5 protein-coding genes are annotated in these 13,603 nt (G+C 49.7%); 4 read left to right on the forward strand and 1 reads right to left on the reverse strand.

Going from position 1 to position 13,603, the window contains the following annotated elements; all coding sequences use genetic code 11:
* Window positions 1–53: 53 nt before the first annotated feature.
* A complete protein-coding gene (locus ACAN55_RS14160) occupies window positions 54–617 on the reverse strand; it encodes a hypothetical protein (RefSeq protein ID WP_379133776.1) in 564 nt (187 codons plus the stop codon).
* A 316-nt stretch (window positions 618–933) separates the two neighbouring features.
* On the opposite strand from ACAN55_RS14160, the gene ACAN55_RS14165 reads away from it, so the two are divergent.
* Genes ACAN55_RS14165 through ACAN55_RS14180 form a run of 4 tightly spaced genes read left to right on the forward strand, consistent with a single transcriptional unit; the run spans window position 934 to window position 13,601 of the window.
* Complete coding sequence (locus ACAN55_RS14165; protein WP_379133779.1) at window positions 934–5,478, forward strand: amino acid adenylation domain-containing protein; 4,545 nt, start codon at window positions 934–936, stop codon at window positions 5,476–5,478.
* A gap of 21 nt (window positions 5,479–5,499) precedes the next feature.
* Complete coding sequence (locus tag ACAN55_RS14170) at window positions 5,500–6,747, forward strand: macrolide family glycosyltransferase (RefSeq protein WP_379133781.1); 1,248 nt, start codon at window positions 5,500–5,502, stop codon at window positions 6,745–6,747.
* Complete coding sequence (locus ACAN55_RS14175; protein ID WP_379133784.1) at window positions 6,737–9,838, forward strand: cyclic peptide export ABC transporter; 3,102 nt, start codon at window positions 6,737–6,739, stop codon at window positions 9,836–9,838. Before ACAN55_RS14170 ends, ACAN55_RS14175 begins: the two co-directional genes overlap by 11 nt.
* Before the next feature lie 4 nt (window positions 9,839–9,842).
* Window positions 9,843–13,601, forward strand: a complete 3,759-nt coding sequence (locus ACAN55_RS14180) for a non-ribosomal peptide synthetase (protein WP_379133787.1) — start codon at window positions 9,843–9,845, stop codon at window positions 13,599–13,601.
* Window positions 13,602–13,603 lie beyond the last annotated feature (2 nt).

A 13,603-nucleotide genomic window follows, 5' to 3' on the forward strand; every position in this document is an offset into this window, starting at 1 on the left:
CAGCCTTTCGCAAGCATAGTCGAGCTGGAGTTATTGCTGGAATCAGGAGGAAATCACCATCTGCTGCGTCTTCCGGCGTCCAGATTCGGACCGTTCAGGCTGGAAAGTCTGTCCAATGCTTGCTCATAGATGCGCACAATGTCCTGTACCTTTTGGAATTCAGGATCTGAAGGACCCAGATTGTCCATGAACATACGCTGCAGAATTTCTTTATAAAAAGAGATGCGGCTATTTATAATCGAGCACTCATAATCTATGACCTCTTCAATTGTGTGCTGCTGAACGAAATCCATTAAGTCATCGGCCGGGTTATCTTGAGGTTCCCGCTCATTTCGTGAAGCTATAGGGGTGTTCACATTATCGAGGTTAACGGTGGAAAGTATATTGGAGAAGAGGATGCCCTCTTTTGCCAGCATAACCTGAAAAGGCTTGTGCTTGAACAACTCTTGCACGACAAGAGCGCACATGGTCTGATTTCTCAGCAGTATCCCGTCAAACGGGTGAAGAACCCATCCTCTGTCATCCCGATACAAGCTGAATGTGAAGTATTCTCCCCCATATTCATATTTCAGATTGATCGCCGTCTCCGAAGTAATCTCATATTGAAATGCATCCATACTCTACCTGCGCCTCCTGCTTCCTTGTTCTCTGTAATTCTATTAGCATAGCAGAATTTGGGGAATCTTGGGAGTGTATATGTGAATACCAGTGTTTATTGAGATGAACTTCATATTTAGAACATAATTGGAATGTGAAGTGATTTCATTGAAAAATATACCATTATATTGATTGAAAATATGGTAGACTTTGCTATAATATTTGATAATAAATACTTCTATTGTAAATAATGTCGCTTGTTGAAAAATTATCTTTTTTATATGGCGGAATGTTGATGATTTGGGCGGGATTGAATAGCAAATTGGAGGTAGTAGTATGTCTAAGCATACCCATCAGATTCTGTATCCGTTGACACATCCGCAAAAAAGAATTTGGTACTTGGAGCAAATCTATCCGAGCACATCCCTCTACAACATAGGGGGACCTGTACGTATCTATGGCGGAGTAGATCTAATTGTGCTTGAACAGGCGATCCAGGCTCAAATCCGCAGACATGAAGGTTTGCGGTTAAGGATTCTTGAGCACAACGGAGAAGCAGGTCAGTTTGTAGACGATTACGTTTATGAGAAACTAGATTTTATCAATTTTTCTACCTTGTCCGAACCGGAAGAGGAATTCTACCGGTGGGTGAATACGGAAGCCAGCAGACCTTTTGCCCTTTACGGTGAAAGACTTTTTTATTTTGCTTTGTTTAAGCTTACCGAAACCGATTTCGGTTACTTTGTGAAGTTTCATCATATCATTGCCGACGGCTGGTCCGTTCAAGTCATTATTGAGCAAATCTGCGATACATACATGAAGTTATTGAACGGTGGAGAAACAGAGGATTTAGCCTCCCCTTCCTATCTTGAATACATTGGGCATGAACAGCAGTATTTGTCATCGAAGAGATTCCTTAAGAATAAACAGTTCTGGAATGAGAAATTCAGCGATCTCCCTCCCATAATTCATAACCAGGACTCCCTCGAAGGTACTCGAACAACGTTCCAATTGGATCCTAAACTCTCTTCCGCTATTAAAAAATTCACCAAGGAGCAAGAATGCTCCCTGAACACATTTTTTGTCACGATGTATCTAGTCTATTTATATAAGACTACGGGTGAGCAGAAGCTCGTTATCGGCACCCCGGTATTGAACCGGTCGGGGCACGCGGAGAAATCCATGTTCGGGATGTTTACTAGTACGATGCCGCTGCGGGTTGTCATGGACCCTGAGCTTACCGTTCCGGATACGCTTGAATTAATTAACCGGGAGCTGACCGGGTGCTTTTTCAATCAGAAATATCCATATGATCTTCTGGTTCAGGATTTGGAGCTGAAGAAAAAGGGGCATGAGCAGTTATTCAATATTTGCGTGAATGTTTATAATACCCGACTAAATACGGAATTGAACGGGGCGAGAATTGAAAATACAGAATTTTACAACGGATGCCAGATCTACTCGCTGCAGATGGTTGTTAAGGACTGGTCAGAGTCGGGAAGTCTTACAGTGGACTTTGATTATAAAGTGAAGGATTACTCGGAAGCGCAGATTGACGATATGTTCATGCGGCTAGAGCTTCTCATGTGGCAAGCATTAAATGAGCCCGGCCGGAAAGTCAGAGAGCTTATGCTCTTGTCTGAAGCGGAAATGCAGTCACAGGTGATTAATTTCAATGCAACCGATGCTCCGTATCCCAAGGATAAAACCGTCTGCCAGCTTTTCGAGGAGCAAGCCGAAATTACGCCGGAGCGAATAGCAATCCGTGATGGAGAGAAGGGGATGACATACCGGGATCTCAACGGGAGAGCTAATCAGCTTGCCCGAAGGTTGGCAGCTAGAGGTGTCGGGCGGGAAGTCACAGTCGGTCTGCTCATAAATCATTCGATTGAAGCGGTTATCGCCATTCTTGGAGTGATGAAGGCAGGCGGGGCTTACGTTCCCATTGATCCGAAATATCCGGAAGACCGGATATTGTATACGCTGGAGAACTCGGGCGCGGCAATGCTGCTGGTGCATGAGGCGACAAGCAGAGAGGTTTCTTTTCACGGGGAAATAATTCGTGTGGATGATGAAGACCTGTACATTGGTGATACGTCCAACCGGGATATTATCAATAAGCCGCAGGATCTCGTCTATATCATTCATACCTCCGGTTCGACGGGCAAGCCGAAGGGAGTCATGATCGAGCATCAGGGACTGGTCAATTACATTTGGTGGGCGAAACAGATGTACATCAAGGAGGAGCGGGAAGTGTTCCCCCTGTACTCGTCGCTGGCCTTCGATCTAACGGTAACGTCTATATTTACACCTTTGATCAGCGGGGGACAAATTCTGGTCTACCGCGATGATGATCCGGATGAATATGTGCTGTACCGGATCATGAAAGAGAATCAAGCCACCGTCGTTAAGCTGACTCCGTCGCATTTGGCATTGTTGAAAGATACGGACTACAGCGGTTCGTCAGTGAACCGGTTTATCGTCGGGGGTGAGGACCTGCGGACGGGACTGGCCGAGGCGATTGAAGAAAGCTTCTCCGGTCGGATTGAAATTTACAATGAATACGGACCTACCGAAACAGTGGTGGGCTGCATGATTCACCGCTACAGCGGGGAGTCGGATCGAGATGCTTCGGTACCCATTGGTGTTCCGGCGTCTAACACCGGAATCTATATTTTGGACAGCGATTTAAGCCCTGTACCGGTGAATAAGACGGGGGATTTATATATTTCGGGCGACGGTGTGGCACGGGGCTATATCAACCGGTCAGACCTGACGGAAGACAAATTCATCCCGCATCCTTTTGTGCCCGGGTGCAGAATGTATAAGACCGGAGACCTTGCTGTAATGCTAGCGAATGGTAAGGTCCAGTACATGGGCCGGGCGGATGATCAGGTGAAAATCCGCGGCTACCGGATTGAGCTCGGCGAAATCGAGAAGCAATTGCTTCAGCATCCGTCTATTCAGGAGGCTGTTGTCGTTGACCGTGAGAACGGCGAAGAGAGCAAATATTTGTGTGCGTATTATGTTGCTGAAGGCGGCGTTTCTGCGCAGGAGCTGAGGGACTGGCTACGCCATACATTGCCGGAGTATATGGTGCCTGTACATTTTCTGGAGCTGGATAGCTTTCCGCTAAACCTGAACGGAAAAGTGAATAAGAGCCTGCTGCCTCTCCCGAACAGGCTGACCGGGGAGAGTGTGGATCAGCAGGTCTGGGATTCCTTCCGGAGTGAAGGGGAGGAGAAGCTGGCGCTTATTATGTGCGAAGTTCTGCGGCTGGAGCAGATTCATTGGAGTGATAACTTTTATTACATGGGCGGAGATTCGATTAAAGCCATTCAAGTCGCATCCAGATTGAAAAACAACGGCTATCAGATCAAGGTGCAGGATATTTTGTCCAATCCCGTGATGAAGGATATGTCCCGCTATGTCAGTCAGGTGAGTGTGAAGACCACGGCAGAGCAGGGATTCTGCCGGGGCGATATTCCGGCGACACCGATGTTCAGCTGGTTCGTGTCGCAGCAGCTCCCGAATCCCTATCATTTTAACCAGTCCGTATTACTGGAGGTGCGGAGAGATCTGGAGGCAGAGGAGATTGAAACTGCCATGAATACTTTGATCAGGCAGCACGACGCCCTGCGGATGAATATAGATGCCGGGATGACCCGCATGTACTATAGCGATCAGGCTTTGGAGAGTCGCAGTATGGTTGACGTCTTCGATCTGTCCCGGGCATCAGCCGAGGAGCAGCGCATCAGTCTGGCCCAGCTGGGTGAGAATTTCAAGGCGAGTTTTGCGTTTGCGGATGGCCTGCTGTTTAAAGCCTGCTTATTCAACCTGGGGAAGAGCGGGAAGAGACTGCTGATCACGGCTCATCATCTCGTGATCGACGGGGTCTCATGGCGGATTCTTCTGGAGGATCTGGCGAAGCTTTTGGAGCATGGCAGTCACAATAAATACATGTTACCTTCAAAAACTTCCTCCCTGCAGCAATGGGGAGCTTATCTTGCCGAATATGGACAAACGATCCAAGAGGAAGCTGAATATTGGCAAGAGGTATTGTCATCATGTGAGCCGCTGCCGCTAAGTTCATGTAGAGAGTTGCCTGGAAGCTCGGGAAATGCGTCACCGCTAGATTCGGGCAAAGGGTTAACGCGAACTTCCCGCAAATTGAGTATAGAGCTTACCGAGGAGGAAACCGGACAGCTGTTGACCCGTGCCAACGAAGCCTATGGAAGTGATCCTCAGGATCTGCTCGTGACTGCACTTGCGCTTAGTCTCTTCGATTCATTTCACATTCAGGAGATCGTGATTGATCTGGAGGGACACGGACGCGAAGAGTTGACGGATCAGCTGGATCTTACCAGAACCGTAGGCTGGTTCACGAGCCTCTATCCCTTCCGGGTGCTTAGAATGTCCAATCTATCCCACCAGATCAAATGGATTAAGGAAGCGCTGCGAAGTGTACCGAACAAGGGGGCCGGATTCGGCATTCTGAAATACCTAACCCGGTCCATTAGTGATCCGCATGAGAATAAGCGAATTCGCTTCAATTATCTAGGTGACTTCGATGCAGGGATTCAGTATGGCCCGATTCGGATCTGTCAGGAAGACAGCGGAGCCGAGAGCAGCCCGCGGAATCCGCCCACCGCACTTATCGACATTAACGCCATGGTGATTAATGATCAGTTGACGATCAGCGTGGAATATCCGGACAAGGCATTGGAGCACGCTGTCATGGAACGATTTCTCCGGCATTTCGCGCAAAGAATTAGTCAGGTGGTTGAACACGGCTCAGTCAAGCGCGAGAAAGAGTTCACTCCGTCCGATTTCAGCATGACGAAGGTGACACTTGAAGAGCTGGATGACTTATTCCTATAAGACGGGGGGCGGGCTTTAGTTATGGCAAGGATCATTTACTTCAGTGTCGATTTACACGGGCATGTGAATCCCAGTCTTGGTCTGGTTGGCAAGCTGATCGAGCAAGGGGAAGAGGTCATTTACTATTCGGGTGACGAATTCCAGGAAGTCATCGAAGGAACCGGTGCGGCCTTCAGAAGCTATCATGGACATCTAGGGGTAGAAACCCATGATGACGGCGGGATTAACAGCTTCCTGATGTTCGCCGGGTTTATTCTGCAGAAGAACCGGGAGATCGTTGACTATTTCTGGGATGAAATCCGGGCACTCCAGCCAGATTATATCATTCATGATTCACTGAATTATTTTGGAAAGGTATTTGCCGACAGGCTGAATATCCCCGGGATATCGGTATTTGCCAGCTTTGCCTACATTGATGAAATGGCCAAGATTGACCCTGAGTTTTTTATGGTGACTTATTTAAGAGCTGGTGACGATCCGTTATATGCGAAGAACAAAGGCCGTGCGAATGTGTACGGCAAGCTGCTGGATACCATGTCGAGGCGGCTTGCTGCCTCTTACGGACTGGACCGCATCAATATCATCAATGATCTTTTTTGTTCTAAAGAGGACTTGAACATCCTGTTCACTTCGCGTGAACTGCAGCTGCATGCGGAGGCGTTCGATGACACCTACTGGTTCTCGGGCTATACGATATCTCCGAGGCAACAGCAACCGGACTTTCCTTACGATCTACTGGGCGGCAGGCCTCTGGTCTATATTTCTTTCGGAACGATATTCAATGAACTGCCGGAGCTGTACCGTACTTGTATTTCGGCATTCGGAGATACAGATGTACAAGTGGTTATCGCACTCGGCCACCGGGTCGACGCTGCGGATTTGGGGTTTTTACCGGCTAATATCATTGTCCGGAATGAGGTGCCACAGCTGGAGATCTTGAAGAGGGCGGATGTATTTATTACCCACGGCGGAGCCAACAGTGTGCATGAAGCATTATGCTTCGAGGTTCCGATGGCGGTGGTGCCGCAAAGCTTTGATCAATTCGTTGGGGGTCTTACGGTAGAGCGTTCCGGGGCAGGCATCAATCTGCAGGACCGTGAAGTTACATCGGAGCTGTTACAGGAGACTGTGCGTAAGCTGCTTACAGAACCGCACTATAAAGAGAAGTGCCGGGCGATCCGGGTATCTTTTGAAGCTTCGGGTGGACTGGATGGCGCTGCGGAACGAATCCGGGCCTTCGCCGGAAGGGAGTCCGTCTATGAGAAATAGATTGCTTACCGCAGTACTGATTACTGTTCTCCTATTCACCGGGCTGTTTCCCTGTTACGGGCTAGCCGAAGGCGTTACGCCGGAGGAAGAGAGCCCAATTGACCGCCTTGTTGCAGATGTGATGGATAAGTCTGGCATTCCCGGTGTCTCCACCATTATTGTGAAGGACGGAAAGACCTGGATGAACAAAGGATTTGGTTATGCGGACAAGGAAGAAGCACGGCCTGTAACACCCGACACCGCATTCGAGCTTGGCTCCAACAGCAAAGCGTTCACCGGACTTGCCGTGCTGAAGCTTGCGGAAGAGGGAAAGTTCAAGCTGGAAGATCCGGTTGCGAAGTTCCTGCCCTGGTTCGAGATGGAATACAAAGGGCTGAAGGCAGAGATCACACTGGAACAGCTGCTTCATCACACGAGCGGAATTCCTTTTTCCACAATCGGGGACATTCCCGCAGCGGACGGCAACGATGCCCTGGAGCATACCGTTCAGAGGTTCATCGGACAGGAGCTGGATTTCGAACCGGGTGAACAATTTCTCTATGCGACACTGAATTACGACATATTGGGGCTCGTCATCCAGAAGATATCCGGTCAGGCTTATGAGGATTACATGCTGAACAGCGTGTTTCAGCCGCTAGGCTTAAATCACACCTATATTGTCGGGCCAGGCACAACGCTGTCTGATTCCGCCAAAGGCTATCAATACAAACTGCTGAGGACGTTAGAGGATGATGCACCGCTCTACAGAGGTAATGCCCCTGCGGGTTATGTCATGAGCAATGCCATTGATATGGAGCGCTGGCTGAAGATCCAGATGGGCCTGATTACAGTACCCGCATTCAGTAAGCTGATTGAAGAGTCGCATATGGCGGACAGATCCGTCTCACCGGATATGGACGGCGCCTCCTATGCGGCTGGCTGGTCGGTCTATCAGAAGGGCTCCGGGCAGTTGGCTCACCAAGGGAACAATCCAGGATTTTCATCCTATATCGGTTTCAGACCTGGGGATGGAATCGGAGTTGTGCTCATGACCAACCTGAATTCCACCTATACGCTCAGTCTGGGCGAGAACATTCTGCAGACACTTCTGGGTAAGAAGCTTACGAAGCCGCCGGGGGATCTTTATAAAAATATCGACCGGAACGCATCACTGGCCGTTTTTATTCTCTTCCCTGTCATGGGGTTAATTGGTTGGTTCTTCCTGAAGGGCTTGTCCCAAATCGCGAAGGGGCAACGCAGATTCGAAGGGAGTTTCAGGCGGACGCTGTTTATGACCACAGGATTTGTCTTCTTTCTGGCGGGATTCGCCTACTGCTTGTACCGCATACCCGATGTGATATTTTGGGGATTGAACTGGAACTTCGTCCGGGTATGGGCGCCGGAGAGCCTGATCTATGCCATTCTTAGTTTATTTATCGTCGTGGTGCTGTTCGGACTGTACTACTTGTTCACCGAGTTATTTCCCAAGAAGGACGACAAGACGCTGTTTAATCTGATCGTTCTCAGTCTGGCCAGCGGGTTCGGCAATGCGCTGCTGATATTCGTTGTAAATGAGACCTTCAACCGGGGGGATGAGTTTCAGGGCGGTCTGCTTCTGTACTTTCTGATGGGAATCGCCGTTTATGTGGTCGGTCAAAAGCTGGTGCGGACCCGGCTGATTCATGTCGCCAATCAGATGGTGTATGAGAAGCGGTCAGAACTGACAGATAAAATCCTGAGGTCCTCTTATCAAAAAATTGACAGCATTGAATACGGGAGAATCCAGGCATCATTAAATAATGATACGGAAGTTATCAGTGAATTCTCCAACATTATCAATTCAGGTGCAACCAGTCTGGTTACGCTGCTGTGCTGTTTTACCTATATGGGGATGATCAGCTTTTACGGCCTGCTGGTGTCTGTTGTGGTTGTATTTATTGCTGCAGGGCTGCACTTTCTGATCGGCAGACAGGCCTACCGCCTCTGGGAGCAGACGAGGGATATTCAGAATACGTTCTTTAAGTTCATCAATGATCTGGTCGGTGGGTTCAAAGAGCTGACTCTGCATGAGGGTAAGAAGCAGGGCTTTCGGGCAGACATGCAGCACACCATCCTCACTTATAAAGACAAACGAGTTCAAGGGGATATGAAGTACGCCAACGTTAACGTGATCGGGGAATTGCTGTTCTCCATCGTCATCGGAGTGGTCGCTTTTCTGTTCCCGCTGATCTTCAGTGAGCTGACTACCAATTCGCTGCGCAGTTATGTGTTTGTCCTGCTCTATATGACAGGGCCGATTCATTCGATTCTGGCAGTCATTCCGAATATCACGAAGGTTAGAATCAGCTGGATGCGGATCCGGGAGCTTTCTGACCATCTGGATACCGTCATAGAGAAGAATGGCAATCCGGTTGCCGAAACTGCGGGTGAATTTGAGTTGAAGCTGGATGCCGTCCGGTACGACTACAAGAATGCTGAGGGGGAGAAGGTCTTTTCGGTAGGGCCGCTGGATTACAGCTTTCGCTCGGGTGAGATTACATTTATTACGGGAGGCAACGGCAGCGGTAAATCGACGTTATCCAGATTGATTACGGGATTGTACGCACCGGATAGCGGGACTCTGTACATCAATGGAGACGCGGTGAGTCCAGCCCAGCTGGGACAGCATTTCGCAGCGGTCTTTAGCGACTTCTATTTGTTCGAGAAACTGTACGGGATTGATTATGATGCCAAAAGCGGTGAAATGGAGCATTATCTGAACGTGCTGCATCTGGATGAAAAAGTCCGCATTAAGCAGGGTGCGCTGAATACGATCAAGCTGTCCACTGGACAGCGGAAGCGGCTAGCTCTGCTGGTCAGTTATCTGGAAGACCGACCCGTTTATTTATTCGATGAATGGGCAGCCGATCAGGATCCCGAGTTCAGGCAATTCTTCTACCTAACATTGCTTCCTGAGCTCAGGAGCAGAGGTAAATGCATCATAGCCGTCACCCACGATGACCGTTATTTTGACACAGCGGACCGGGTGATCAAGATGGAGATGGGGAAGATCGTGAAGAGCGAAATCCATCCTGCAGCGGAAAATACGATCTCACGAGATAAGGTGGTTTAATCCGATGAGCACAGTACCTTCAAGAAAAATCGATAAGGACAACGTGGAGGACATGCTGCCGCTAACACCGGTACAGGAAGGAATGCTGTATCACTCTGCTAGCGGTAGAGACGGTGAGCATTATTTTCAGCAGCTGCGCCTGAGGCTTACTGGGAAGCTCGACATGGAAGCGATGAGACGAGCCTGGCAGTTTGTTGCCGAGACCAACGAAATGCTTCGCACCATATACCGGTGGGAAAGGCTGAACAGTCCTGTCCAAATCGTGCTGAAAAAGCTGGACATTCCCTGGATTCTCCATGAGTTCACTACTCTTTCTGCCAAGGAGCAGACTGTCCGTGTGGACGAAGTCATTCTGCAGGACAAGCAGTTGGGAATAAATATTCAGGAGCATCCTTTTCGGATTACTGTATGCAGGCTCGGAGAAGAAACATGCGAAATGCTCCTCAGCTGGCATCATATTCTATATGACGGCTGGAGCAACGGCATTGTTCTTGGCGAGTTCTTTGAGGCGTATACACTTTATGCTTCCGGGCATGTCCCTACGGTGCGGCGGAAGACGAAATATAAAGAGTTTATCAAGTGGCAGCGGCAGCAAGATAAGGAGAAGCAGCAGCAGTACTGGGAAGAGTACCTGAGCCAATGTGAAGCTTGTGCGCAGCTGCCGCAGGATGAGGATACTTCCGGCAGGAAAGGAGGAATCCAGAATGTCAGAACCAGCTTGTCCTCAGGGAAGACAAAGGCTGTTCTCGACTTCGCCAGAAGGAACGGGGTAACTCCCGCCTCGCTCTTCTATAGCGCCTGGGGATTGATACTGCAGCGCTACAGCTGCAGTCGTGATGTGCTGTTCGGGACAACGGTCTCAGGGAGGGTACCGGAGATCGGGGGCATGGAGGACATGGTAGGTTTGTTTATCAATACTCTCCCGCTGAGAATCCGCTCTGCGCCTAGCGAAACCCTGCTTGATTTCGTCAAGGGGGTGGATGCTTCACTGAGGTCAAGAAAAGAGGCCGAGTGTACGCCGCTAATTGATATTGGGACCTATAGCGGCCTCAAGAGCAACGCTCCGTTGTTCAACACCATTGTCGTGCTGGAAAATTATCCTCCGGGTCATCAGGTCCGGGACGGAAGCCTGCTGCGTGTCGACAATTATTCAATGGAGGAATCGAATCCCTATGCCTTGACGCTCGGTATTATCACCGGTGAGGAACTGGAGCTTGAATTCTCTTATGACGAGGGAAGCTTCACCCGGGCTACTGTTGAACGCATCGCGGGACATTATATGCAAGTCTTGAGGCAGATGGTAGAGTCTCCCCAGCAAAGGCTTCAGCAGGTGAACCTCCTTACTGCCGGAGAACAGCAGCAAATCTTAACCGGCTTTAACCGTCTGGCCGTACCTGTGCCTGATCATATTCCGCTGCACCGGCAGTTTGAGCATCAGGTGGAACGGACACCGGAGCAAATCGCCGCTACGGATGACGGGCAGTGTGTGTCTTACCGGAAATTGAATGAAGGGGCCAACCGGCTGGCAAGGCTGCTGGTACGATACGGAACCCGGCCGGATCAGCCGGTGGCGCTGCATATGGAGCGCTCCGTACGGTTAATTACGGCGATGCTGGCCGTATGGAAAGCGGGGGGCTGCTATATTCCGATCGACAAGGAATATGCGGTCGAGCGGGTCACTTATATTTTGCAGGACAGTGCCGCAGAAGTGCTAATTACTGAAGGGAATGCGGGAGATCAGATTTCTTTTGCCGGAACAGTTATAAATCTTGATGATGTTAACCTGCTTGAAGAGAATCCGTCATTTGAGAATGAAGGCAATTTACCTGACCTCTGTAGAACGGAGCATCTGGCTTATATCCTCTATACATCAGGTACAACGGGGAATCCTAAAGGCGTGCTGGTCGAACACCGGAATCTGTCGGGTTATGTACAGGCATTCCAGAATGAGTTCGCCTTGACCCCGCAAGATGCGGTATTGCAGCAGTCCTCCTGTTCTTTCGATACGTTCGCCGAGGAAGTGTGCCCCGCACTGCTGCATGGGGCGGCAACCGTCGTGGTTCAGAAGAGTGATGTACTGAATCTGGAGAATCTCTCCACGAGGGTCCGCGAACATGGAATTACGGTGATTAGCTGTTCCCCGCTGCTGCTGCATGAAATCAACAAGCGGGAGGGCTTTCCCGGGGTTCATACGTATATCAGCGGTGGTGATGTGCTGAAACCGGAGTATATTACGAGCTTAATCGGAGCCGCCAAAGTCTATAATTCGTATGGCCCGACGGAAGGGACGGTATGCGCGACATATTTCAGGTGCGAATCGCATCATCACGGAACCATTCCGATCGGACGTCCAGTTCTTAATTATAAGGTGTACATTCTGGATGAAGCGGACCATTTGCAGCCGATAGGTGTCTCTGGTGAGATTTGTATTTCCGGCGTTGGTGTTGCAAGAGGTTATCTGAACGAGACTCGGCTGAATGAGCAGCAGTTCGTGAGCGATCCTTTCGATTCGCAGCTCCGGATGTACCGCACCGGGGACGTGGGCAAATGGCTGCCAGAGGGTACAATCTCGTTCCTCGGCAGGAATGACGATCAGGTGAAGATCAGGGGCTTCCGCGTGGAGCCTGCCGAGATTGAACACCGCCTGCTGGAGAATGCCGGAATCCAAGAGGCCATCGTGCTGCCTTATGATGACGCGAGCGGCATTAAGGGATTGGCCGCGTACATGAAATGTACGGAAGATCTTTCTGTCCGGCATATCAAAGTGCATTTGCAGGAATGGCTGCCTCATTATATGATTCCATCCCGTTTTTACCGCATCGGTGAGGTGCCCGTGACGGTGAACGGCAAGCTGGACAAGAAGGCGCTTGCGGAATGCGGACAGCTGCTTCTTCAGTCGGTTGAACCGCGGGGAGCATTCTCTGGGACGGAAAGCAAAATCGCTGCCGTATGGCGGGAAGTATTAAAGCTTGAATATGTGGGCTTGCATGATCCTTTCTTTGATATCGGGGGAAATTCGATTCTGCTGATGCAGCTGCAGGCGAAATTGGAAAAAGAGTATTACTGGGGCATTCAAATCGTCGATTTGTTTGCCGCATCAACTGTTTACAAATTGGCGGTACTAGTGGACAGCAGGCAAAAAGCTGTGGATGACAGCATCTTTTACCAGTATCAGTCGCTGCCGCAGGATTTCTTCGGAAGGAACAGGGAAGCGCACGGTGCGGGCTTGATCCGTTTTCACTTGCAGGGCCGTATGGTCCAGAGCATCAGGCATATCGCCGCAGAGCACACAGCAGAATGGAACGATGTGTTGATATCCATGTATGTTTTTCTGTTCACACAGGTAACGGGAGCACAGCTGGCAACGATTCAATATTTGATGGATGATTGCAAAACGGCAGTACCTTTGTGTATCGAGCTCGACCGGATGAAAGACTTCGGGGAATTGTACGCAGACGTTCATGTCAAACGAATCACGGCAGCTGATGATTATACGCTCAATATGGCGGAAAAGGTTGACCTAAACAAACCGGACGGGGGCATTCTCCCGCTGGTGTACTGCGGCTCCTCGTTATCGGTTGATGCCAAATTGCTGGAGATCTACGATATCACACTTGGCATGGAATATGACAGCTATGAGCAGCGCATTACCTTTACCTGTAGCTATAATGACCGGCGGATGAAGAAGGATAAGGTCAGCCAATTGATGAACGGGTATGCGCAAGTACTAGAACAATTGACTCAGCGTTTCTCAGTCTCTTAAGG

The organism is Paenibacillus oryziterrae (genome assembly GCF_042610485.1).
Lineage (GTDB): Bacteria > Bacillota > Bacilli > Paenibacillales > Paenibacillaceae > Paenibacillus_AQ.

Excerpts from the sequence above, each read along its gene's own strand:
- ACAN55_RS14160 (WP_379133776.1), bottom strand. The coding sequence starts at position 617 with ATGGATGCATTTCAATATGAGATTACTTCGGAGACGGCGATCAATCTG.
- ACAN55_RS14165 (WP_379133779.1), top strand. The coding sequence starts at position 934 with ATGTCTAAGCATACCCATCAGATTCTGTATCCGTTGACACATCCGCAA.
- ACAN55_RS14170 (WP_379133781.1), top strand. The coding sequence starts at position 5,500 with ATGGCAAGGATCATTTACTTCAGTGTCGATTTACACGGGCATGTGAAT.
- ACAN55_RS14175 (WP_379133784.1), top strand. The coding sequence starts at position 6,737 with ATGAGAAATAGATTGCTTACCGCAGTACTGATTACTGTTCTCCTATTC.
- ACAN55_RS14180 (WP_379133787.1), top strand. The coding sequence starts at position 9,843 with ATGAGCACAGTACCTTCAAGAAAAATCGATAAGGACAACGTGGAGGAC.